Annotated in this window: 22 protein-coding genes; 14 read left to right on the top strand and 8 right to left on the bottom strand. The window is 54.0% G+C overall.

From position 1 onward, the window contains the following. Positions 1–8 precede the first annotated feature (8 nt). Genes QQL62_RS03715 through QQL62_RS03700 form a run of 4 tightly spaced genes read left to right on the top strand, consistent with a single transcriptional unit; the run spans position 9 to position 4,452 of the window. Positions 9–1,034 (top strand): GNAT family N-acetyltransferase, encoded by a 1,026-nt coding sequence (locus QQL62_RS03715; protein WP_284376205.1) that lies wholly within the window; start codon positions 9–11, stop codon positions 1,032–1,034. Then, entirely contained in the window at positions 1,031–2,083 is a 1,053-nt protein-coding gene (obgE, locus tag QQL62_RS03710; RefSeq protein WP_284376203.1) for a GTPase ObgE, read from the top strand. The genes QQL62_RS03715 and obgE overlap by 4 nt, the downstream gene beginning before the upstream one ends. Next, positions 2,071–3,177 carry a glutamate 5-kinase gene (gene proB, locus QQL62_RS03705; RefSeq protein ID WP_284376202.1) on the top strand — a complete coding sequence of 369 codons (1,107 nt, stop codon included), beginning with the start codon at positions 2,071–2,073 and terminating at the stop codon, positions 3,175–3,177. The genes obgE and proB overlap by 13 nt, the downstream gene beginning before the upstream one ends. A gap of 9 nt (positions 3,178–3,186) precedes the next feature. Then, positions 3,187–4,452, top strand: a complete 1,266-nt coding sequence (locus QQL62_RS03700; protein ID WP_284376200.1) for a glutamate-5-semialdehyde dehydrogenase — start codon at positions 3,187–3,189, stop codon at positions 4,450–4,452. 71 nt (positions 4,453–4,523) lie between these two features. On the opposite strand, the gene mepK is transcribed toward QQL62_RS03700, so the two are convergent. Beyond that, positions 4,524–5,096 carry a peptidoglycan L,D-endopeptidase MepK gene (mepK, locus tag QQL62_RS03695; RefSeq protein ID WP_284376199.1) on the bottom strand — a complete coding sequence of 191 codons (573 nt, stop codon included), beginning with the start codon at positions 5,094–5,096 and terminating at the stop codon, positions 4,524–4,526. Positions 5,097–5,449: 353 nt separating this feature from the next. On the opposite strand from mepK, the gene QQL62_RS03690 reads away from it, so the two are divergent. The 4 genes from QQL62_RS03690 to QQL62_RS03675 all read left to right on the top strand — a co-directional run bounded on the left by QQL62_RS03690 (position 5,450) and on the right by QQL62_RS03675 (position 9,700). After that, on the top strand, positions 5,450–7,021 hold the full coding sequence (locus QQL62_RS03690; RefSeq protein WP_284376197.1) for a L,D-transpeptidase family protein: 1,572 nt from the start codon (positions 5,450–5,452) through the stop codon (positions 7,019–7,021). A 73-nt stretch (positions 7,022–7,094) separates the two neighbouring features. After that, positions 7,095–8,192 (top strand): UDP-3-O-(3-hydroxymyristoyl)glucosamine N-acyltransferase, encoded by a 1,098-nt coding sequence (gene lpxD / locus QQL62_RS03685; protein ID WP_284376196.1) that lies wholly within the window; start codon positions 7,095–7,097, stop codon positions 8,190–8,192. 32 nt (positions 8,193–8,224) lie between these two features. Next, the gene (locus QQL62_RS03680) at positions 8,225–8,488 is read left to right on the top strand and encodes an acyl carrier protein (RefSeq protein ID WP_284376195.1); all 264 of its coding nucleotides are present in this window, start codon (positions 8,225–8,227) and stop codon (positions 8,486–8,488) included. A 3-nt stretch (positions 8,489–8,491) separates the two neighbouring features. Beyond that, the gene (locus QQL62_RS03675; protein ID WP_284376194.1) at positions 8,492–9,700 is read left to right on the top strand and encodes a beta-ketoacyl-[acyl-carrier-protein] synthase family protein; all 1,209 of its coding nucleotides are present in this window, start codon (positions 8,492–8,494) and stop codon (positions 9,698–9,700) included. Position 9,701: 1 nt separating this feature from the next. Here QQL62_RS03675 and QQL62_RS03670 read toward each other — a convergent pair whose 3' ends face one another. Next, on the bottom strand, positions 9,702–10,313 hold the full coding sequence (locus QQL62_RS03670) for an invasion associated locus B family protein (protein WP_284376193.1): 612 nt from the start codon (positions 10,311–10,313) through the stop codon (positions 9,702–9,704). Between the two features lie 358 nt (positions 10,314–10,671). Between QQL62_RS03670 and QQL62_RS03665 the strand changes: the two genes are divergently transcribed. Next, positions 10,672–12,207, top strand: coding sequence for a helicase HerA-like C-terminal domain-containing protein (locus tag QQL62_RS03665; RefSeq protein WP_284376192.1), 1,536 nt, complete (start codon positions 10,672–10,674; stop codon positions 12,205–12,207). A 112-nt stretch (positions 12,208–12,319) separates the two neighbouring features. Here QQL62_RS03665 and QQL62_RS03660 read toward each other — a convergent pair whose 3' ends face one another. Beyond that, positions 12,320–13,636, bottom strand: a complete 1,317-nt coding sequence (locus QQL62_RS03660) for an HlyC/CorC family transporter (RefSeq protein ID WP_284376191.1) — start codon at positions 13,634–13,636, stop codon at positions 12,320–12,322. A gap of 78 nt (positions 13,637–13,714) precedes the next feature. Here QQL62_RS03660 and QQL62_RS03655 point away from each other — a divergent pair, with 78 nt between their 5' ends. Then, the gene (locus tag QQL62_RS03655; protein WP_284376188.1) at positions 13,715–14,524 is read left to right on the top strand and encodes a metallophosphoesterase family protein; all 810 of its coding nucleotides are present in this window, start codon (positions 13,715–13,717) and stop codon (positions 14,522–14,524) included. A gap of 5 nt (positions 14,525–14,529) precedes the next feature. Here the strand turns inward: QQL62_RS03655 and QQL62_RS03650 are convergent, their stop codons facing one another. From QQL62_RS03650 to QQL62_RS03640, 3 genes are read right to left on the bottom strand one after another with little or no spacing between them, the layout of a single operon-like run. Then, positions 14,530–15,456, bottom strand: a complete 927-nt coding sequence (locus QQL62_RS03650; protein WP_284376185.1) for a site-specific tyrosine recombinase XerD — start codon at positions 15,454–15,456, stop codon at positions 14,530–14,532. Beyond that, on the bottom strand, positions 15,456–16,838 hold the full coding sequence (locus QQL62_RS03645) for a hypothetical protein (protein ID WP_284376184.1): 1,383 nt from the start codon (positions 16,836–16,838) through the stop codon (positions 15,456–15,458). The genes QQL62_RS03650 and QQL62_RS03645 overlap by 1 nt, the downstream gene beginning before the upstream one ends. Positions 16,839–16,860: 22 nt before the next feature. Then, positions 16,861–16,998 (bottom strand): hypothetical protein, encoded by a 138-nt coding sequence (locus QQL62_RS03640; protein WP_284376183.1) that lies wholly within the window; start codon positions 16,996–16,998, stop codon positions 16,861–16,863. A 105-nt stretch (positions 16,999–17,103) separates the two neighbouring features. On the opposite strand from QQL62_RS03640, the gene QQL62_RS03635 reads away from it, so the two are divergent. Together QQL62_RS03635 and aroB are read left to right on the top strand one after the other, a co-directional pair. Next, the gene (locus QQL62_RS03635) at positions 17,104–17,679 is read left to right on the top strand and encodes a shikimate kinase (RefSeq protein ID WP_284376182.1); all 576 of its coding nucleotides are present in this window, start codon (positions 17,104–17,106) and stop codon (positions 17,677–17,679) included. A 1-nt stretch (position 17,680) separates the two neighbouring features. Next, entirely contained in the window at positions 17,681–18,796 is a 1,116-nt protein-coding gene (aroB, locus tag QQL62_RS03630) for a 3-dehydroquinate synthase (protein WP_284376181.1), read from the top strand. A 6-nt stretch (positions 18,797–18,802) separates the two neighbouring features. Here the strand turns inward: aroB and QQL62_RS03625 are convergent, their stop codons facing one another. After that, complete coding sequence (locus tag QQL62_RS03625; protein WP_284376180.1) at positions 18,803–19,753, bottom strand: radical SAM protein; 951 nt, start codon at positions 19,751–19,753, stop codon at positions 18,803–18,805. A 136-nt stretch (positions 19,754–19,889) separates the two neighbouring features. On the opposite strand from QQL62_RS03625, the gene zwf reads away from it, so the two are divergent. Both zwf and pgl read left to right on the top strand, forming a co-directional pair. After that, positions 19,890–21,338 (top strand): glucose-6-phosphate dehydrogenase, encoded by a 1,449-nt coding sequence (gene zwf, locus QQL62_RS03620; protein ID WP_284376179.1) that lies wholly within the window; start codon positions 19,890–19,892, stop codon positions 21,336–21,338. Continuing rightward, positions 21,338–22,012 carry a 6-phosphogluconolactonase gene (gene pgl / locus QQL62_RS03615; protein WP_284376178.1) on the top strand — a complete coding sequence of 225 codons (675 nt, stop codon included), beginning with the start codon at positions 21,338–21,340 and terminating at the stop codon, positions 22,010–22,012. Before zwf ends, pgl begins: the two co-directional genes overlap by 1 nt. On the opposite strand, the gene QQL62_RS03610 is transcribed toward pgl, so the two are convergent. Beyond that, positions 22,009–24,051 carry an ASKHA domain-containing protein gene (locus tag QQL62_RS03610; protein WP_284376177.1) on the bottom strand — a complete coding sequence of 681 codons (2,043 nt, stop codon included), beginning with the start codon at positions 24,049–24,051 and terminating at the stop codon, positions 22,009–22,011. The genes pgl and QQL62_RS03610 overlap by 4 nt on opposite strands. Positions 24,052–24,065 lie beyond the last annotated feature (14 nt).

Below are 24,065 nucleotides of genomic sequence, written 5' to 3'. Positions count from 1 at the left end.
AAATTTGGATGATGATCGAAATTAGAACCGACAGGCTGTTGTTGCGCTCCTTGGATAATCGTGATGCCACGGCCTTGGCACATGCGGCCAATGACCCAGAGCTGTCGCGTTGGATTCCTCATATTCCATACCCCTATACGCTGGATGACGCTCAATCCTTTATCCGCAACAGCCACCATGCCAGCGGCCCTGTGTTGGGGATTTTCCTGCAAAACACCATGATTGGGGTTTTGTCGCTGGATGGCCATTTCGGCATTTGGTTGATCGAAAGCCACCGCAAACAAGGGTTTGCCAGCGAGGCGGCCCATGCCTTTATCGCCGCCCATTTTGCGCGCCGCGGTGATGCGTCGGTGCACTCTGGCTACCTCGATGGTAACCAACCTAGCCAAGCTATGCTCGAAAACCTCGGGTTTCAGCCCTGCGGTAGCCACGATGTGACCCGCCCAAACGGGCAAATTGCGCTTCAGCGCGATATGATCCTAACCCCCGAACACTGGCGGGCGGGGTATGGGTTCCCGATCTATACACAGAATTTGTTTCTACGCCCCTTGGCCGAAGACGATATCGCAGAATTGCAATTCATTGCCGCCAATGCACAGGTGGCCCCATACCTGATGTCCGTCAGCATTCCGTGGCCCAAATCGGCCGTGCGCACATGGATCAAACAGGGCCAACCCACAGGCAAACCCGGATTTCGCCTTGGGGTATGCCTGCAAGGCGGGCGCCTGATCGGCGCAATCGGCCTTGGCCCCGGTGCCTATCCTTCGCTTTTCTATTTCATATCCGAACAATTCTGGGGCAGGGGCTTTGCCACAGAATCCGCACGCGCGCTCTTGGGCTTTGCTTTCGCTCGTTATGGGCTGGATGCGGTTCAGGCAGACAGTTTCACTGATAATCCCGCCTCAATGCGGGTTCTGGGCAATCTTGGCTTTGAAAAAACCGGCCAAGGCACAGGAACATCCCTTGCGCGCCTTGAGCCTGCACCCGTTAATCTATATCGCTTAACGCGAACAAAATTCGAAAGCGCGTCATGAAATTCCTTGATCTGGCCAAAGTATATGTAAAATCCGGTGCCGGCGGCAACGGCTGTATTTCGTTTCGTCGAGAGGCTCATACCGAATACGGCGGCCCCGATGGCGGCAATGGCGGGCGTGGCGGCGATGTGATCGTAACGGCCGTGGATAATATGAACACGCTGATTGATTTTCGCTATCAACAGCACTTCTTCGCACAGAACGGGCGCTCTGGCATGGGGCGGCAGCGCTCTGGTGCGGATGGCGATGATATCATCCTGCAGGTGCCGGTGGGCACAGAAATTCTGGAAGAAGACCAAGAGACAGTGATTTGTGATCTGATCGAAGAGGGTCAGACATTTATTTTGGCGCAGGGCGGCAACGGTGGCTTTGGTAACCTGCATTTTAAAACCTCTACCAACCAAGCCCCGCGGCGCGCGAACCCCGGCCAGCCCGTGGTCGAGCGCACCATCTGGTTGCGTCTGAAATTGATCGCTGATGCCGGGCTGTTGGGCCTGCCCAATGCAGGGAAATCAACATTTTTGGCCGCCACATCTAACGCGCGCCCGAAAATTGCCGATTATCCCTTTACCACATTGCACCCGAATTTGGGCGTTGTAGGGGTGGATAACAAGGAATTCGTGATCGCCGATATCCCAGGTTTGATTGCCGGCGCATCCGAAGGTGTGGGCCTTGGCGATCGCTTCTTGGGACACGTAGAGCGCTGTGCGGTGCTGTTGCATCTGGTGGATGGCACGTCAGAAACCGTGGCCGAGGATTACCAAACCATCATCACCGAGCTGGAAAAATACGGCGGCGATCTGGCCAATAGACCACGGGTCACGGCGCTAAACAAAATCGACGCGCTGGATGAAACAGAAATCGCAGTCAAAGCTCACGAGCTAGAACTGGCCTCCGGTGGGCCGGTATTGCATCTGTCGGGTGTGGCACGCCAAGGCACCACCGAGGTTCTGCGCGCGGTGGCCCAGCAGGTGGAAACCCGCAATGCCGCCGAGGCCCAAGAGATAGCCGAGGAAACAAACATCGAGGTCGGCACATGGCGGCCATAGAAAACGCCAAGCGCATTGTCATAAAGATCGGATCGGCCTTGCTGGTCGATGCACAATCAGGTCGATTGCGCCTAGAATGGCTTCAGGGGTTAGCCGCGGATATCACCGCACTACGCGATGCGGGGGGGGATGTCGTGTTGGTCTCCTCGGGCTCTATTGCATTGGGGCGGCGGGTGCTGAAGCTGGGGGCAGGTGAATTAAGCCTAGAGCAAAGCCAAGCCGCCGCCGCTGTGGGCCAGATCAAGCTGGCGCAGGCCTACGAAAACGTATTGTCCCCAGATGGGCACACAACTGCCCAGATATTGCTCACCCTAGAAGACAGCGCGGATCGCCGCCGCTATTTGAATTCGCGTCGCACCATGGCGGCCTTGTTGGATTTGGGGGTGGTGCCCATAGTAAATGAAAACGATACGGTGGCCACGGATGAAATCCGCTATGGCGACAATGATCGTCTTGCGGCACAGGTGGCCACAATGATCGGGGCGGATCTGTTGGTATTACTGTCTGATATCGATGGGCTTTACACAGGCAACCCACGCATCGATCCCGATGCGCGCCACATTCCCGTTATTGATGAAATTACCCCCGCACTAGAGGCCGCTGCAGGCGATGCGGGTACCTCTGCCTCAAAGGGCGGCATGAAGACCAAGCTGATGGCCGCAAAATCTGCCATGTCGGCGGGCTGTGCAATGGTGATCATCGAGGGCGATTGCCCGCGCCCGATCACGGCGCTGAAAAATGGCGCAACGCATTCTTGGTTCACCCCGCGTTCTAATCCGCGCGATGCCCGCAAAAACTGGATTTCTGGCATGAAGCCCAAAGGCACGCTGGTGGTCGATGCGGGGGCGATTAGCGCGCTTCAATCTGGAAAATCGCTTCTGCCTGTGGGGGTGCGCAAAATAACAGGTGCGTTTACACGCGGTGAACTGGTGTCAATTTGCGATTCAGAAGGCCGCGAATTGGCCAAAGGATTGTCAAACTACAAAGCGAGCGAGGCGGCGAAAATCATCGGACGTCAGACCGGTGAGATCAAAGAAATATTAGGATACGCAGGACATGGTGCAGTGGTGCACCGCGATGATTTGGTACTATAGGATAGCAACATGACGAAAAACACAGATATCAAAGCAATGATGACCGACATTGGCGTGCGCGCCAAGGCCGCCAGCGCCATTCTGGCCTATGCTACACCGGATCAAAAACAACAGGCATTGAATTTGGCGGCAGATGCGATTTGGGATCAGCGCGATAGGATCATCGACGCCAATGCCCTAGACATGGATTTTGGCCGCGCCAAAGGGCTATCTGATGCGATGATGGATCGCCTGATGCTGGATCAGGATCGCATTAGGGGCATTGCGGAGGCTCTGCGCGCCGTAGCCGCACAGGATGACCCTGTGGGGGCGGTGCTGGCCGATTGGGATCGCCCAACGGGGCTGAATATTAAACGCGTGCGCACGCCCCTGGGCGTGATTGGCGTGATCTATGAAAGCCGCCCCAACGTTACCGCAGATGCAGGTGCACTATGTCTTAAGGCGGGCAATGCAGTGATCCTGCGTGGCGGCTCCGAGAGTTTCCATTCTTCGGGGGCAATTCATGCCTGCCTACAGGCGGGGTTGCGCGCCGCAAATCTGCCTACGGATGCGGTGCAACTGGTGCCCACACGGGATCGTGCCGCGGTGGGCGAGTTATTGACAATGGTTGAATACGTAGATGTGATCGTACCACGCGGTGGCAAGGGTCTGGTCGGGCGGGTGCAGTCTGACGCTCGCGTCCCCGTATTTGCCCATCTAGAGGGCATTTGCCATGTTTATGTGGACGCAGCGGCTGATGTGGAAAAAACCCGCGCGGTTGTTTTAAATGCCAAAACACGGCGCACAGGTATCTGTGGTTCTGCGGAATGTCTGCTGATTGATCGCGCATTTTACGCGGAACATGGCGCCCCCTTTATCACAGATCTGATAAATGCAGGTGTTGAGGTACGCGGTGATCAAACCCTACAGGAGATTGAGGGCGTTGTCGCCGCGGGGCCAGATGATTTTGGCTGTGAATATTTGGACATGATTATCGCCGCAAAGATCGTGGATGGGCTGGGGGATGCCATTGCCCACCTGCAAGAATATTCCTCTAATCACACCGATTGCATTATGACCGAAAACGCTGATGTTGCGGCAGAGTTTTTCCAAAAGGTCGATAGTGCCATCCTGATGCACAATGCCTCGACCCAGTTTGCCGATGGCGGAGAATTTGGCATGGGCGCGGAAATCGGCATCGCCACCGGTAAAATGCACGCGCGCGGGCCTGTTGGCACCGAACAGCTGACCAGCTTTAAATATATTGTAACGGGCGATGGAACAACACGGGCATAAGACATAAAAAAACCCGCCTCATTAGCGGCGGGTTTGAATTGGATGAATTAAAACATCAGGGTCTCAAGCGATTAACTGACCCATGTGCGAACGGGGCCGCTGTCTACATGGACAAAATTGGAGCGGTAGTACTTTCCTACTCCGCCAATGCGCGCCGCCATTGCCGCGCGAGCGATATCGCTGACCGAGCGAGATTTGATACGAATATCCGTCGCCTGCCCCTTAACGTGATAGCTGTCTTTTGCTACGCGGCGGCTCTTGCTGCGCAACATCGCATTGGTGCGCGCAGAGCGATAACCAGATAGCATGTAAACCGGATCCTTGGTACGTAGGCGCGCATGGGTTGCTGCGATAACGTCGATGGTGTTGCGATCCATGGTGGTCGCTTTGTTCTCGCGCCAATCACGCATGAACCAATTAATTTCTTTCAGGGCGGGGCGGATATATTGCCCATCTACCCAATAAATCGTGTCTATGGTTTCGCCATTTCTGGAATTGCGCATATGAATGCGGCGAATGTTCCCGGCACCCTTTACATAGCCAAATACGCCAGCATAGGTAGGTGCGGCGCTGATCGTTGCAATCCCTGCGAAGGCCCCTAAAAGATTGCGGCGATTCGTCAAAACTTCAGTTTTCGTGGTCATTTCAACCTGTCCCATTTTATTAGCCCTTTTCCAGAGCCTTTGATGCCAAAATAGCTTCCCAAACCATCAGGCAAGAACTGTATGACATAGGGTGATTCTTTCACCAAGTTTTATTTTCGAATCAGGCAATTTTCTGCTTATTTTATCGAGGTTTAGCATGTTTTGTGGGGTTTTCGACTCGGCGAACACAATTGAAACATGCTTTGTTCATTTTTTGTTCACGCACGTTCACGGGAATTTGTTCTTGCCTTCATACGCGAACTAACGGAATTGTGGCAAAAAGGTCTTGTAAACAATTCATAAACCCCCACATAGAAATCTAATCGAATTTTTGGGGAAAAAGGGTGATCAGAATGAAATTTGCATCGCATTTGGCGGGCGTAACCATCGCGCTATTCTTGTCCATTGGGCTTGTTCAACCAGCCCTAGCACAGCAAAGCCAGATTGAGGCCAGTGCCGCAACATTGACAGGCAGTGATAAGCAAATCGCAGCTTTCTATGCCTCGGTAGGCTATAGCCAGCTATGGACCGGGCGCAAAAATACCGCACGCGCACGCGCCTTGCTTGCGGCGCTGAAATCTGCCGATGATCACGGCCTGCCAAAGGCGCGCTATCAGATCAATGCGGTTTCCAAGGCACTTAAATCACGCCGCAAGGCTGACTTTGGCAAAAACGAAATCTTCGTCTCTCAGATTTTCACCCGTTATGCCCAAGATGTTAATTCAGGCCTGCTACGCCCCAGCAGCATAGACAAAGAAATTGCCCTGCGCCCCAAAAAGATATCGGCAACAGCGCTACTCTCTGGCATTTCCAAGGGCAACCCCAAGGCATTTCTGGCCAATCTAGCGCCAAAATCAGCAGATTACCAAAACCTGATCAAGGAATCTCAACGCCTGTCAAAACTATCTGGCAAGCCCTCTGCGGATGTGCCAATTGCCACGATCAAACCTAATATGACCCACCCCAATGTGGCGTTGATGCGCGCCAAACTGCGCGATCTGGGCTATGGCAACCTTGGTGGTTCAAACACCTATGATGCAAAATTGCAAAAGGTGGTGAAGGAATTCCAGTCAACGCGCGGTCTTGGGGCCGATGGCGTGGTTGGCCCGGCGACCCTGCGCGCCATGAACCTGAAACCAGCAGACCAAAAACGCATGGTTGCGGTGAATATGGAACGCCAGCGCTGGATTAATTTCCCGCGTGCCAAACGGTATATCTATGTGAATATCCCCGATTATTCGGTGGCAATCATCGACAATGGCAAAAAATCATTCACATCGCGCACCGTGGTGGGCAAGAATACGGATGATACCCGCACGCCTGAATTTATCGACAGTATGACCCATATGGTAATCAATCCCACATGGCATGTACCAGCATCGATTGCGGGCAAGGAATACCTGCCGATCATCCGCAAGGACCCTGGGTTTTTACGTAAGAAAAACATGACCATGCTGGATCGGGCGGGCAATTCCGTGAACCCTGCAACCATCGATATGGCCAGCTATAGCGAAAACAATTTTCCATACCACATCAAACAGCGCCCCGATCCGGGCAATGCATTGGGCTTGGTGAAATTTATGTTCCCCAATAAATACAATATCTACTTGCACGATACCCCATCCAAGAGCCTGTTTAACCGTGAAACACGCGCCTATAGCCACGGATGTGTGCGAGTGCATAAGCCCTTTGAATTCGCCTATGCATTGCTGAAAAAACAATCCTCTAACCCCAAAAACATGTTCCAGACCCATCTAAAAACCGGCAAGGAAAGCTATGTGAACCTAAAGCAATCTGTCCCCGTGATCATCACCTATCAAACGGTGGTTTTTGATGACAAGGGCCGCGCCTCATATCGCGGCGATATCTATGGGCGCGATGCAAAAATCGCCGCGGCACTACGGCGTGCTGGGGTAGCCATCTAGCACCAAGCAGGATAAACAAAGCCCAACATGGGCAGAGCGCCCCATTTTGGGGCGTTTTTTTTTGGGAATAAAAATGACAGATTACAGCATCGCAGAAATCGCCAAAGCCCTAGGGGCAGAGTATCACGGAAATGGGGATCTGCGGGTCACTGGCGTGCAATCACCAGCACAGGCACACAAGGGCGATTTGGCGCTTGCGATGGACGAAAAGCTCTATTCAGAGGCCGTGAAATCCACGGGCGCCTTGGCGGCTATTTTGTGGGAAGATGCTGATTGGGCCGCCTTTGGCCTAGAGGCGGCGATCTTTGCGCCGCGCTCGCGCTATATTCTATCTGTCGTCACCCATGTCTTTGAAAAGAAGCCTATAATTGATGCGGGCATCCACGAAACAGCGGTGATTTCACCCAGCGCCGTAATTGGCAAAAACGCTGCTATCGGTCCCTTTGTTGTTATTGGTGATGACGTGGTGCTGGGGGATAATGCGCGCATCCTGTCCCATTGCTCGATTGCCGAAGGCGCACAAATCGGCGATGATGCGTTGCTCTATTCTGGCGTGCGCATCGGTGCGCGGGTACGGATCGGGCAGGGGTTCATCTGTCAGCCCAATACCGTGATCGGTGTTGACGGGTTTTCCTATGTCACCCCTCAGCCAGGCGCGGTCGAAGAGGCCAAGAAAACCGGCCAGATCACCGCAAGCTCGCGCACCGAAGGTTTTGCGCGGATTAATTCGCTGGGCAGTGTGATCCTAGGCGATCGTGTGGAAATAGGCGCCAATACCTCGATTGATCGTGGCACCATTGAAAATACCACCATCGGCGATGGTACGAAGTTGGATAACAACGTGCATATCGGCCATAACGTGAAAATTGGCCGCACCTGCCTGATTTGCGGACAGGTCGGCATCGCAGGCAGTACGATTGTGGGCGACCGCGTTGTTCTAGGCGGTCAGGTTGGTGTGGCGGACCATATCAGCATCGGATCGGATGTGATTGCGGCGGGTAAGTCGGGGATATCTTCTAATGTTCCCAGTGGTCGTGTGATGATGGGTAGCCCTGCCATGCGCATGGACTTAAATGTAGAGAGCTATAAAGCCCTACGCCGATTGCCACGGTTGCTTGGTAAAATTAGCGAGCTACAGAAAACAGTATCGAATCTCGCAAAAAAGCAGTAACCCTTCCTTAAATTGAAGCAAGAGTTCACAAAATGTCTGATGTTCAATCTCGTATTATCGAAATTATCGCCGAGCAGGCCATGCTGACCCCTGCGGATATCGCCCCAGACAGCACGCTGGAGGATTTGGCCCTTGATAGTCTGGCTCTGGTAGAGACCATCTTCGCTATCGAAGAGGGCTTTGGCATAACAGTGCCATTTAATGCCAATAATCCCGAGGATTCCGAGATCGATTTCACCTCGGTTGCCAGCTTAACTAAGGCCGTAGAGGCGCTGATCAAACAGCAATCGGCCTAAGCCATGAAGCGCGTTGTCATAACGGGGCAGGGCACGGTTAATGCGCTGGGTATGGATGTCGCCAGCACGCTGAACGCCATGGCCGCAGGTACCTCTGGAATCAGCAACTTGGATTTCGAGAATGTCGATCGTCTAAACATCAAAATCGGCGGCCAAATCCATGGCTTTGATCCCGATGCGCATTTCACACGCCAGAAACGCGGGCTCTATGACCGCTTTACCGAATTTGGGCTCTTGGCCGCGGATCAGGCCATTGCGCAATCTGGGTTGGTGTTCGAGGGCGAGCTGGCCGAGCGCACAGGCGTGGTGATGGGCACCGCTGGCGGCGGGCTGCAAACTCAGGACGAGAACTACCGTGCCGTTTACGAACAGGGCAAAAACCGGGTGCATCCCTTTGTGGTGCCGCGCCTGATGAACAACGCCGCCGCATCGCATATTTCGATGGTGCATAACCTGATGGGCCCCAGCTTTGCTGTGGCCACGGCCTGTGCTTCCTCGAACCATGCCATGGGGCAGGCGGTGAATTTGGTGCGCGCAGGCGCATCCCCGGTGATGATCGCTGGCGGATCAGAAAGCATGCTGTGCTTTGGTGGGATCAAGGCATGGGAGGGATTGCGAGTGATGTCGGGCGATGGTTGTCGCCCGTTTTGCGCCACACGTAATGGCATGGTCCAAGGCGAAGGTGCTGCGGTATTCGTGTTCGAAGAATACGAACATGCCCGCGCACGTGGCGCAGAAATATTATGTGAAATCAGTGGGTTCGCCATGACATCTGATGCGGGTGATATCGTTACCCCCAATGCGGATGGCGCCCAACGCGCCATGCGCCAAGCTCTGAAAAATGCGAAACTAAACCCAGATGATGTTGGCTATGTCAATGCCCATGGCACCGGGACGACCTTGAACGACAGCGTTGAAACCACGGCGATAAAACGCGTCTTTGGAGATCATGCGCATCAGTTGATGATCTCTTCGACAAAATCCATGCACGGGCATCTAATCGGGGGCACGGGGGCTGTGGAACTGCTGGCCTGTATTGCGGCGCTAACCACGGGTATGATTGCGCCAACCATCGGCTTCACCACTCCCGATCCCGCATGTGATCTGGACTATGTGCCAAACACCGCGCGAGACAAAAAAATAGGCGCCGCCATCAGCAACGCCTTCGCTTTTGGGGGCCTGAACGCGGTGATCGCGCTCAGGGCCATATAGGCTATTGACCAGCGACCGAATTATAGGCCGCGGTAAACCCATCCAGAGACAGCGCCAAATCCAGCGGCTTTTGTGGATCAACCACTGATACAATTACAATCGATCCCTTGGCGCCCTTTTTCATGGCATCCACATCCGCCTTTGTGAGACCAAAACGGGCAACACAGCCGGCATTCTCACACCAAGCAAAGGGATAGCGCTTGGCCTTACCGCCATCAATGCGCATGGTGGCCTGTGCGGTCAGCAATGTGCCAAGGGGCGATACCAATGTTACACCCGCTGCCGCTTGCTCGCCATTCGGCAGAATTTCCATATTGAACTCAGCAACAGAATTGCCCTCGCTACCGCGCAGCAATTGCGTCAGATTGCAATGCTCGACGGCCTCTTTAACGCAGCGTACTTCCCATTCACCGTGCTGTTCACGGATATAGACCCCGCCCTCTGGGGCAACAGGGAAAGAGTCCTCGCCCTCGGCCAAGGGATCGCTAGCGGCAGGGGCCTGCACCACAGGTGCCTGTGCCGTTGGTTTAGTCTCTTCGGTTTCTGATTGAGCAAAAGCTCCAGTAGCAAGCGCCAAACTGGTGATCACAAGGGGAAGCTGTTTTAGGGTCATTCTTATCATCCATGAATTAGTTTGGCCGATTTTTAACGCGTAAAACAGAGAATGTCAGTTAAAAAACAAATACAGACCAATTTGACGTGCAATGGGCAATCCCCTGCCGATCAGAGCATAGGACATCAGCACAAAAATAAGGGCCCATTGATCAACATGTGAATCACACAGACCAATGAACCCTAGATTGCGATTTTTCGCATTTTTCTCCCTGTCGAACTGGCCGACATGTACCGCAACGGTAAAAGGGATATTTCGCTACGTCAACTGGTATCTTACTGTTTTTAAATTGATTATATCAGGCTGGAAAGATGCGTCAGATCCGCTATGGTTGGAAAAATTCAATCCGGGGGTGTAAATGTCTGAAACACTATTCATTGGAGGCGGCGGTGAAAACTATGCAGAGCCTCAAAACCTAATCCTGAAATATGCCAATCGCCACGGGCTGATTGCGGGGGCCACAGGCACCGGTAAAACCGTGACACTGCAAATTTTGGCAGAAAGTTTTTCCAAACAGGGGGTACCGGTGTTCTTATCGGATGTTAAGGGCGATCTGTCGGGGCTGGCCAAATCCGGTAACCCTGATTTCAAACTACACGATGCCTTTATGAAACGTGCCGAGCAGATCAAATTCGACGATTACGGCTACGAGGATTTCCCCGTTACCTTTTGGGATATGTTCGGCAAACAGGGCCACCCCGTGCGCACCACCGTATCCGAAATGGGGCCCTTGTTGTTGTCGCGATTGATGGAGCTAACCGAGGCCCAAGAGGGTGCGATGAACATCGCCTTTCGTGTTGCGGACGAGCAGGATATGGCGCTATTGGATCTAAAAGATTTGCGCGCGATGCTGATCTGGTTGGGCGAGAATGCGGCAGAGGTCTCGCTACAGTATGGCAATGTTTCCACATCTTCGATCGGGGCAATCATGCGCAGCCTATTGGTGCTGGAAAACCAAGGGGCGGATGCGTTTTTCGGGGAACCAGCGCTGGATCTGAATGATCTGATGTCCACAACACCAGGGGGGCAAGGGCGGATCAATATCCTAGCGGCAGACAAGCTGATGCAGAGCCCGCGCCTCTATGCTACCTTTTTGTTGTGGATGTTATCTGAATTGTTCGAAAATCTGCCCGAGGTCGGCGATCCTGACAAGCCTAAGCTGGTGTTCTTCTTTGACGAGGCGCATCTGCTGTTTGACGATGCCCCCAAGGCCCTGATAGACAAGGTCGAACAGGTGGCGCGCCTGATCCGATCCAAGGGTGTTGGGGTCTATTTCGTCACCCAAAACCCCGCAGATGTGCCCGATGATATTTTGGGCCAATTGGGCAACCGTATCCAGCATGCGTTGCGCGCATTTACCCCCCGCGATCAAAAGGCGTTAAGACTTGCGGCGCAAACTTTTCGCCCCAATGATGCCTTTGATACCGCCGAGGCGATCATCGAATTGGGGATCGGCGAGGCGCTGGTGTCCACCCTAGAAAAGAAGGGCATGCCCACGATTGTAGAACGCACGTTGATCCGTCCGCCCAGCTCGCAATTGGGCCCGATTACGCCGGGCGAGCGTGCAGCGGTTATCGCCGCATCGCCTGTGGCGGGCCTGTACGAGGCTGAGGTTGATCGCGAGTCTGCCTATGAGGTCCTGTCCAAGCGCGCCAAGCAGGCCGCCGAGGTGGCGGCCAAGGCAGAGGCCGAGGAAGAGGCGCTTGAGGAGCGCGAGCGCATCTTTAAACAAGCGCGCAAATATGATGGTTATCAAAAGAAAACCACCCGAAGGTCGCGCTCGAACAGCGACAGTTTGCTGACCACAATGGGCAAAACTGGCATCAAATATCTAGGCACCCGGGCCGGCCAGAAAATGGTGCGCGGCATACTGGGAGGCCTGTTCAAAGGTTAATAAAACCCTAATAAATTAAACCCCAAAACAACGAAACCTTCCCCGCGGGGAAGGTTTCATTTTTACAAACAGGAATTTTAGGCCAAAAACCTTCCCCGCGGGGAAGGTTTGCCTATACGCGGCGCACCTTGATCTTGGTCAAGCGGTTCTGCTCTTTGCCCGCAATTTCAAACCGAAAGCCGTAGAAATTGAACACCTGCCCAAGGGCAGGGATCATCTGCGCCTCGTGAATGACCAACCCTGCTAGCGTGTTGGCCTCGTCATCTGGAAGCGACCATTCATGGGTGCGGTTCACATCGCGAATGGTGGCGCCGCCATCGATTTCAAAGTTGCCCTCGCTGTCTCGCTCGACCAAGGTCTCTTCTTCCTCGTCAAACTCATCCGTGATTTCGCCCACGATTTCTTCCAAGATATCCTCTAAGGTGATCAGGCCCTGCAAATCGCCATACTCATCAACAACCAATGCGAAATGTGATTTCAGCCTCAAGAATTCGCGCATCTGATCATCCAGAGGGGTGGTCTCGGGCACAAAGTAGGGCTCGTTTACCACGCGCATGATATCCAACTCTGCCAATGCGGTGCGGTCACCCTCGGCTTCGCGCATCAGCTTTTCAACAGAGCGCAACAAATCCTTGGCATGTAAAATACCTACGATGTTTTCCGCCTGTTCCTTAAACACAGGGATGCGCGTGTAACGCGAGCTTAAGCATTGGGTCAAAATATCCGCTGGCGCGCAATCGGCGTCGATCATCTCAATATCGGATCTGTGGCGCATGATCTCTTCGACTTCGCGGTCTTTTAGATCCAGTGCCCCCAGCAGACGATCGCGCTCGGCCTTTTCAAAATTGCCCTCGGAATGGTTTAGCGCTATGGCCCCCGCTATTTCTTCTTGGGCGGCCTCGGCCATGTCCTCGTCGGTGATTTTCACCCCTGCCATGGTCAAAATGCCCCGCACCAGCCATTGTACTGCACCGACAATTGGGGCCAGCACCAGAACCAATATGCGGATAGGAGCGGAAACCATGGTGGCCGCACCCTCTGAGTTGGTTATGGCATAGGTTTTTGGCAGAACCTCGGCGAATATCAGCACCAAAACCGTCATCACCAATGTGGCAAACGCAACGCCGCTGTCTCCAAACAGGCGGGTGAACAGGCTGGTGGCCAGCGATGTGGCCAAAATATTCACCAAATTATTCCCCAACAAAACTGCACCGATCAGGCGCTCGGAATCTTCGGTTAGCATCAACGCACGTTGCGCCCCGCGTGACCCCTTATCCGCCAGCGCATGTAATTTGCCGCGACTGGCAGCGGTGAGCGCCGTTTCAGAGCCCGAAAAAAACGCGGACAAGAACAACAGTACAAAAATTGCCAGAACCGTCAGCCAAAATGCCGTATCCATGTTCACAATCGCGCCAAGAACACTTTCCATTTACAGATAAACCTTTCACATTGATTACACCCCTTATGGGGCTTTGTGGGCGATGCTACAAGACTTGGGAGGTCAGAGTTGAAAATCAAGCACCTAGGAGAAATGACGGGGCCGGTTCTGGTCTTTGGCGGTGTTTACTCCAATTTACAGGCGCTGACGGCGCTAATAGCGCGGGCCGAGGCCATGGGGGTGGCACCGCAAAATATGATATGCACTGGTGATGTGGTGGCCTACTGCGCTGATCCTGCGGCCTGTGTTAAGAGGATACGCGAGCTTGGCTGTTCTGTGCTTATGGGGAATTGCGAGGAGCAATTGGCGCAGGGAGGCGATGACTGTGGCTGTGGCTTTGATACCGGGTCTACCTGTTCGATCTTATCACGCGGCTGGTACGCCCATTGTCAGGATCAAATTGGGGATGATGATCGTAGATGGATGCGAGAATTGCCGTATCGCATCACCTTTGATCATGGGGGGCTGCGTTATGGGGTGGTTCATGGTGCAGCCAGCGATATTTCCAAATTTATTTGGCCTGTAACACCGCCTGGCGACATTGCGCAGGAATGCGCGCTGTTGCGCGATCAGGTGGGGCGATTTGATCGGGTGATCGCCGGGCACACGGGTATCGCCATGGACGCAACGAGAGAGCCAGCGGGGTGGTTAAATGCAGGGGCTATTGGTATGCCCGCCAATGATGGGCGCTCGGAGACACATTTTGCTATGCTAAGTGAGGGAGAGTTTACACTACACACCCTGAGTTATGATCATCAAGGGGCGGCTCAGGCGATGCGAGACGTTGGTCTAACACAGGGCTATGATCGGTGTTTGCAATCTGGATACTGGCCGAGTGAAGAGGTCTTGCCCTCTGTGATGCGAAGCGGAAAAAAATAATAATATCAATCAGAAAGGGGATGATGCTCCAATACCAACTCTTTCAGTTTGTCATCCATCACATGGGTGTAGATCTCGGTTGTGGCCACATCTGCATGCCCCAATAACATTTGGATCACTCGCAAATCAGCGCCATTGGCCAATAGATGGGTTGCAAAGGCATGTCGTAGGGTATGGGGTGAAATACCTTCGGGATTCAGCCCAGCAAATATGGCGATTTCTTTGATTAGGGTGAAAAAGCGCACCCGCGTCAGATGGCCCAATTTCCCACGTGAGGGGAATAGGAATTTACTGAGCGCCTTGCCATCTGCGCTGTTTTGATCCTGTATCTGATCCCATTGGGTCAGATAGGCCGCGATGGCGATTTTGGCAGGGGCGGACAGCGGAACCAGCCGCTCTTTGCCGCCCTTGCCCTTGATCAAGATCATATCGGGATCGCCGCGCACCGCTGCCACCGGCAGGGAAACCAATTCGCTGACCCGCATGCCGGTGGCATAGAGCAACTGCATCAAACAGCTGTTGCGCAGGCGTTCTAGGGGGTTGCGCCCCAGTTGGCTTGCCGCCAACAGCATGACCTCCACATCCTGTTGCGATAGGGTGTTGGGCAGTTTTTTCTGGCGCTTGGCTCCGCGAATTTGCAATGAGGGATCATCAGAAATATGTCCTTCTTCAAATGCATAGCGGTACAGCTGTTTGATCGCCGACAGTTGGCGCGCGCGTGTGGATTGGGCCAGCCCCTGCGCCTCAAGAGAAATGAGAAACGCCTCGATATTCTGGCGACTGGCCGCCAGCAGGGGAATTTTCTTGAAACCTAGGTAGTCCAGATATTTTTGCAAATCCCGCTGATAAGCCATTAACGTGTTTTCCGAGGCATTCCGCTCTGCGTGAATTGTCTCCAGAAAGCTTTGGACTAGGTGTTGGGGGCTAGGCATTATGTGCGCTCCAGAATTACAAATTCTAAAGCAAAGCGATAGGCTTCTTCTTGATAGCCTAGATCCAGCAAAATTTCGAGCAAGCGCTGAACGGCCAATGGATCAGAGCCAACCCCCTCGTTCACGGCCGCAAGTGCGCGCAACAGTGCCTCTGCGGGGGATACAATATTACTGCGCTCTGCGTCAAAGGCCCGCAAAACCGCGCGTTGAAGAGGTGTTTGGCCGGTGATCGAGCTAAATTCATGGGCCACAAGCGCATGGCGGATATCCGATTGGGGCAGGGTTTGGATCAAATCAAACAGCAAAGCACGGAAGTTCTGATGCAACAGGATGATGTTGATCTGTAAATCAGTACATTCGGGCAAATTCATCGTTGCCAGCCGTTCGCCGTAAGTATCCGCAAGAAAGGTTTCAAGATCAACGGCCGCAAGCGTTTCCCATGCGTGGTCAAGGTCCTGGCAGGTCTGGGCAGGGTTATTTTGGGTGAGTGATCTGCGCAATGACGCAAGGGCGCGAACCCGTTCCCAAACACCACCAGAAGCCGATGCGCGGCCGTTTTGATAAACATCCGCCAGATACCGCATGGGCAAGGCGCCGGTGCGCGCCAGACGTTCTGCGGCGCGCAATTGCTGTAACCAGCCGGCACTGTCATCAAGATCAAGGTGAAGCTGTGCTAATGTGGCACCCTTGGATGGGCGTGCAAGGGCCAGCGCCTCGCGCAGGGTGAATTCCAAAGGCGAGGCAAAGCTGCCCGCCGCAGGCGGCGCTTGGCTATCCAGCCTTTCTGGGTCTAAAAACAGCGCTAGAAGCTCCGCTATTTCGGGGGTTATCAAGCCCAGTTCGCGCCCTGTCTCTAGTGTGAGATAGGCGGTGAACCAGTCTTGGTTCTGAGCCAAACAATAAATGCGCGTGGCCAGATCATGGGCGATAGACGAGGACCCGAGCAGGGGCGCACAGGCCTCTAGCGGGCGTGTCAGCAAAAGTTTGGCATCAAACCAATGGGCAAAGAGGGCGGCGGTATTGGGTTGGGCCTTGTTGAGCAGTGCTTCTACCGCATCAAGCGCACCGATGGACATCAGGTAATCAAGGCGCGCAATCAGAACCTGTGCCCCGTCACTTGCCCCTAATGTTGGGGAGAGTTCGGCGATCATAATGCGCTGTAGCAGAGCGCGCGCCTCTGGCAGGCGCGGCCTTTGTATGGTGATCAGCCCTTTAATTTGGTCGGCATCCAACGTGCCCCAAAAATCACTTGGTAGGCCCGCAGATTGGGCAGATATCAGCCCCACCGCATCGGCGGAAATTTGTGATAGGGGGGTTACGATGATCTCTTGCGGTATGCCTTTGCTGGCACCCTGTGCAAATGCGCAAAATGGCAGTGCCATAAATGCCGCCGCCCAAAGAGCCCTAACCCGCATTTGGCAGGGGTATGGTTTTGCTGATGGTTTCTGTCGGGGCTGATAAATCACCCACAAAAGAATAGCCAAGCAAAAATATTGCCAACAGCACGATAAGGATGAAAAGATATTTGATCAGTCTGCCCATGGTATTCTTTATTCTTTGCTTGCTCTTGCTTTGCCTGTCTGTGATGTTATCACGCGCAGAGTGGTTTGAATATGGGTTTTCCACATAGCAACATGTTATGGGCAAATGAAGGCCGAAAAGGAGTACCAAATGGGATTTCATTTGCAAAAGACATTGGTGCTGGTTGGATTGATGGGTGCAGGTAAGACGGCCATTGGCACCATATTAGCCCAAGAGCTGGGCGTGCCCTTCGTCGATTCGGATGACGAGATTGTTAAGGCTGCCAATATGAGTATTGCAGAGATATTCGAACGCGATGGCGAGGCATTTTTCCGTGAAAAAGAAACCCTTGTTATTGAACGGCTTTTGACCGGTCGCCCGATGGTTCTATCCACGGGGGGCGGAGCATTCATGCAGGCGCGTAACCAGCAGATGATCGCAGAGCGTGGCGTGGCGGTCTGGCTAAACGCGGATCTGGAAATCCTGTGGGAGCGCGTTAAGGGGAAAACAACCCGCCCGTTGCTGATGGGCAAGGATGCCAAGCAGGTGCTGGCGGGGCTCTATGAAACCCGCAACCCTGAATATGCTAAGGCGCTGGTACATGTGGAATCTCAGCGCAATCAAAGCAAAGGCGTGATGGTGGAGCGGGTGATCAAGGCCTTGCTGGAAAATGACGCCAGCGGCGTAACAAAGGACAAGTGATATGCGTGATCAAGTAACAGTAGAGCTGGGTGATAGATCCTATCCGATCCATATTGGCACTGGGCTTTTGTCGGATTCTGGTGCGCTGATCGCACCCTTGTTACGGCGCAAAAAGGTAGCTGTTGTCACAGATGAAAATGTGGCGGCACTGCACCTAGATAGCCTGCGCGCGGGGCTGCTGGCGGCTAATATCGAGATGGTCGCCCTAACGATGCCTGCGGGCGAGGCGACCAAATCTTGGGCCTCGATCCAGCAGGTGGTCGAATGGTTGCTGGCCGAAAAGATCGAGCGCGACGATGTTTTGATCGCCTTTGGTGGTGGTGTGATCGGTGATCTGGCGGGGTTTGCGGCGGCAATCCTGCGCCGTGGCATCCGCTTTGTACAGATCCCAACCAGCCTGTTAGCACAGGTAGACAGCTCGGTCGGAGGGAAAACAGGTATCAATTCACCCCATGGGAAAAACTTGGTGGGGGCGTTCTATCAGCCACAGATGGTATTGGCCGATACGGATATGCTGGATACGCTAAAGGCGCGCGATTTCTTGGCGGGCTACGGCGAGGTGATGAAATATGGTCTGCTGGGGGACAGCACTTTTTTTGATTGGCTTGAGGAAAATGCCCCTGCCATGGCCGAAGGTGATGTGGCTAAGCGCATTTATGCGGTAAAGCGATCCTGTCAAATGAAGGCCGATATCGTGGCGCGCGACGAAAAAGAAAAGGGTGACCGGGCTTTACTGAACCTTGGGCATACTTTTTGCCATGCGCTAGAGGCCGCAACGGGATTTTCGGATCGCTTGTTGCATGGCGAGGGCGTATCGATTGGCTGTGCCTTGGCATATGAGGTCTCCATGCGCCTTGGATTGTGCTCACAAGAGGCCCCAAGCCGCGTGAGGGCGCATTTGCGGGCCATGGGCACCAAGGTGGATTTGGCAGATATTGCGGGGGAATTACCCGATGCTGATCAACTAATCACCTTGATGGGGCAGGATAAAAAGGTGGTGGACGGGCAGATCGCCTTTATTATGGCGCGTGATATTGGCGATGCCTTTGTGACGCGGGATGTGGATTTGGGTGTGGTGCACGCGGTTTTAACCGATGCCTTGGCACAACGCCGTTAGGGCAAGCTAGGCCGAACAGCTGGCCCCGCCCAGAACACAAAATTTGGCGCAATGGGGATGGTTCAAGTAGACATCCGCCTCGGCTTGTTCCAGTGTTTCGCCCAATTCGAACTCATCCGTATAGGGCAACAAAGTACAGGCCAGCACGGCGGGTTTTTCTGCACCTTTGCGTTTGACCACCATGCGCGAGGATGCACACATAACCGCATCTGGCGATTTGTCCAAGATATCCCAACAGGCGGTGGTAATTTCAGGTACATCTACGCGTTCGTCCATTTCTGGAAACAACACCGTCTGGGCGGGATTATGGGCATCTATCTGATAGTCGCGGGCCTCGAACAATGCGCCATAACCTTGGCGGCTATCTTGATCGCTATCGCCAAAAATACTGCGTCCCGCCACATCCATCTTAAATCCATTGTCGCGCAACCAATCCATACCCTTTAGGGTGATGGCATAGCTGCCCTTGCCGCGCTCGGTGTCGTGATGTTCAGCGCTGTAATGATCGAGTGATACCCGCAGCGTTAGTTGATCTGGAAATTGATTTTGCAGATCTAGCAGGCCTGCTTGGATAGATTTGCGCATCATCGGGCGCATAGCATTGGTCAGGATTAACACTTGATACCCGCGTGATAGACACAGACGGGTCATCTCCAGCATTTCTGGGTTCATAAAGGGCTCGCCACCGGTAAAGCCGATCTCGGTGGTGGGCCAGTTTCGTGCGCTGATTTGATCTAGGTAATCCGCCACCTCGGCTGCTGTGATATAGACCAGCGCGTCATTGCTTGGCGAGCTTTCGATATAGCAATTCAGGCATTCAATATTGCACAGGGTGCCGGTATTAAACCACAGGGTTGTAGCGCCAGATAGCGGTACATATGCACGAGCTTCGCCTTTGGCTGTGCGCAGGGTGCTCTGAAATTTTTCAGCTGCTAGTTGTGTTTCGAAATCTTTCATTTGCCCACCTGTTTGTTTATCTGTGCGCAATTTACGCAATGGTGAGACTTTTGTAACCCCACATATGCGTGAGCGTGTTTGTGCGCTTGTTATTCGGGGCGAATGGGGGCATTTTGATTTCAAAAAGGAGCCCCAAATGGTTGCACAAACAATTCCTGTCGATAGGTTTGATCTAACGATTTTTGGCGCCACCGGTGATCTGGCACGGCGCAAGATTTTACCAGGCCTTTATCGACGCCTAAGGGCGGGACAGTTTGATACATCCAGCCGCATCATAGGCGCATCTCGCACTGGGTATGATACCGAGGGATTCCGTGATGACATCAAGGAAAGTCTGCGGGCGCATTTGGATCCTGCGGTTTGGGATGAGGATGACGTCGCGCAGTTTTTATCCTGCCTTCATTATGTACCATTGGACATTTTTACAGATGATGGCTGGACGGTTTTGTCAAACCTTCAACGCGATGATGTGGTGCGCGCGTTTTACTTTTCGGTTGGGCCATCGCTGTTTGGGGAAATTGCCCGCAGGCTCACCCAACATAAAATGACCACCGCAGACAGCCGCATTGTCGTCGAAAAACCCTTTGGGCGGGATCTAGAAACCGCACGGGCCTTAAACGCAGAGCTGCGTGCCTGTTTTGCCGAGGATCAGATTTATCGCATTGATCATTATCTGGGCAAGGAAACCGTGCAGAACCTAATGGCGGTGCGTTTTGGCAATGCGCTATTTGAACCATTGTGGAATGCCCAGCATATCGATCACATACAGATTACGGCAGCCGAGGATCTGGGGGTCGACGGGCGTGGGGAGTATTATGACAAGTCCGGGGCCATGCGCGATATGGTGCAAAACCACATTATGCAATTGTTGTGCCTAACGGCTATGGAGCCACCAAGCCATTATGATGCAGATTCTGTTCGTGACGAAAAATTGAAAGTAATCAATGCTCTAAAGCCTGTACTTAAAGGGGATGTTGTGCGTGGCCAGTACCGCGCGCGCGGGGATAAACCCAGTTATCTAGAACATGTGGATAACCCCAGCAGTACCACCGAGAGCTTTCTGGCAATGAAGGTAGAAATTGCCAATTGGCGATGGTCTGGTGTGCCGATTTATCTGCGCACGGGTAAGCGCCTGCGCAATCGGCTAAGCGAGATTGCAATTGTATTCAAAGATCCGCCGCACTCGATTTTTGATGTTCAAGAGGATCGCAAGGGCAATCTGTTAGCCATTCGATTACAACCTGACGAGGGCATGACCCTGCGTGTCACCATCAAAGAACCAGGCCCTGGGGGCATGCGTTTAACAGAGGTGCCGCTGGACATGACATTTGCAGAGGCGCTGAACCAGCAAGAAGAGACCCCGGATGCCTATGAGCGGTTGATCATGGATGTGATCCGCGGCAATCAGACCCTATTTATGCGCGGCGACGAGGTCGAGGCCGCGTGGGATTGGGTTGACCCGATCCTAAAGGGCTGGGAGACGCGGGGCGACCAGCCACAGCAATATGATTCATTTGGCTCTGGGCCAGAGGATGCGCTGATGCTATTGCACAGAGATGGTAGAAAATGGCGGGATATCGTTTAATGTTAAATAAATTCGAAGATAGGGCGGCCCTGATGGTTGGCTTGGCGGCCCAAGTGGCCAAAGACCTGCGCGCCGCCTTAGTGCAAAAAGAGCGCGTAAGTATCGCCGTGCCCGGCGGCACTACACCTGCGCCGTTTTTTGATATCCTGTGCCACGAGGATTTGGCGTGGGAGCGCGTTGATGTGATGCTGACCGATGAGCGGTTTGTGCCGCCAACGCATGCGCGTTCTAACACGGCGCTGATTAACGCGCGTCTGATCACCAACGCGGCGAGCTCTGCGCGGGTTGTACCGTTTTATCAGGCCGCCGAGCGGCCAGAGGATGTGTTCACAGAGATATCGGCTGGCATTGATGCGGCACTACCTTTGGATATTTGCGTGTTGGGGATGGGGGCGGATATGCACACTGCCAGTCTTTTCCCGGACAGTGCCGAATTGGCCGATGCCTTGGCCAGCGATGCCCCCGTTCATGTGGTGCGTCCTGCGAGCCAGCCTGAGGCCCGCCTGACCCTAACGGGCAGGGTGTTATCGGCGGCGGTGCATAAGTATGTGCTGATTGCTGGGCCAGAAAAATTACAGGCGCTAGAGCAAGCGCAAAAGGTGCGCGATGTTATGGTTGCGCCCATTCGTGTGGTGCTGGCGGATCCAAAAACACAGGTGTTTTTTGCACCCTAGCCACGTCTGCGCCGCCTGCGCGTTGTGGGGCCCGCCGCATCGCCTGTGTTAAACGTAGCGGTGGGTAGGGTCACGTGGCCCGCGAGGATCGGGAATTTTTCCACCGCGTTGGGAATTGCGGACGCATTGACGAAATGCTCTTGGAACCGCGGCTCGATTGCGGTTTCGATTTTATCGATGTTTTGTACCACCTGTTCGATTTCACTGCGCGCCTGCGTATTTAACAATGCTATGCGCGCGCCCGTGCCTGCGGCATTCCCTGCAGAGGTGACGCGGCTTAGCTGACAGTCGGGGATCATGCCCAGTACCATTGCGTGCTTTGGGCTGATATGCGCCCCAAAGGCCCCCGCTAGCACAATGCGATCCATCGTATCGACACCAAATTTATCCATCAATAGACGCGCGCCTGAATATAGTGCCGCCTTGGCCATTTGGATTTCGCGGATATCGCGGTTGGTCACGGTGATTTTGGGGCCGCCATCAGCCGATCCATCATAGACCAGATAAGAATAGGTGCGCCCATCCAAGAAACAGCGATCAGTGCCGGTTTGTTCTGGGGATCCGATCAGGCCAGGCCCATCGACAATACCTGCGATGCGCATTTCTGCGACCATCTCGATAATGCCAGAGCCGCAAATGCCGGTGATGCCACTGCTGAGGGTCTCTGTGGCAAATTCTGGATCATCAGACCACAGATCAGACCCAATCACCCGAAAGCGCGGGGCCTTGGTTATGGGGTCTATCTCTACGCGTTCAATCGCGCCGGGGGCGGCGCGTTGACCGGATGATATCTGCGCACCCTCAAAGGCAGGGCCGGTGGGCGACGAACAGGCCAAGACACGCTGGCGATTGCCCAGCAAAATCTCGGCATTGGTGCCCACATCCACCACCAGCACCAGATCATCCGAGAGGTGGGGTGCTTCTGATAGGGCCACCGCCGCCGCATCGGCCCCCACATGGCCCGCGATACAGGGCAACAAATAGATGCGCGCCGCAGGGTGGATATTGCTTAGGTCGATATTCTGGGCACGCGTGGAAATCGCATCAGATGTGGCCAGCGCAAAGGGCGCTTGGCCCAATTCGAACGGGTCTATTCCCAAGAACAAATGATGCATTACGGGATTACAAACAAATACCGCATCCATGATCAGTGCAGGCTCTATGCCTGCCTCGGTGGCGATTTGGGCAAACAGCGTATCCATGCCCGCGCGCACGGCATTGGTCATTTCCTGTGCGCCATTGTCGTTCATCATAGAATAGCTGACGCGGCTCATCAGGTCTTCGCCGTAGCGGATTTGCGGATTCATAACCCCGCTGGATGCCACCACCGCGCCGGTTTGTAGATCACATAGGTGGGCCGCGATTGTGGTTGACCCTAGATCAACAGCCATGCCGTAAATCGTGCCCTCGTAAAATTCTGGCCAGATGTGCACAATGCGCGGCGCTACCACATCGTCGCCTAGGTGCACCGCGACGGTGACCTTCCACTGGCCTTTGCGCAGGGCAGGTTGCAAAAGGGGGAGCACCGAGAAATCGAACTCTAATTCTGGCAGATCCCAGTCTGCGCGTAGGGCGGCGATCAGGCGCTCCATATCGCCCGAGGGATCATGCATATCGGGCTCTTGCACCGAGACGTAGAACAATTTGGTAGAGGGGTTCAGGGTGATATCACGGGTTTCAGCGCGTTTGCGCACCACTTGTTTGTGGACCTGGCTTTCTGGGGGGACGTCGATGACGATATCGCCCTGCACCGTGGCCTGACATCCCAGTCTGCGGCCCTCTATTAGGCCGCGTTTCGATTTATAGCGCTCTTCTACTGCATTCCATGCATTTAAGGCATCTTTTTCAACTGTCACGCCGTGTTTTGGGAATTCACCGTAGGAGGGGGTGATTTGACAGCGCGAGCAGATACCCCGCCCACCACAAACAGAATCCAGATCCACCCCCAGCTGGCGGGCAGCCGTTAGAATTGGGGTGCCCAGGGGGAAGGTGCCGCGCTTGCCCGATGGGGTGAAAATTACCAGTGGATCTTTGCTCATGTTTCAACCCTTTG

The organism is Amylibacter marinus (assembly GCF_030160015.1).
In the GTDB taxonomy this organism is placed as follows: domain Bacteria; phylum Pseudomonadota; class Alphaproteobacteria; order Rhodobacterales; family Rhodobacteraceae; genus Amylibacter; species Amylibacter marinus.
This window is presented reverse-complemented; position numbering and strand designations above follow the sequence as displayed.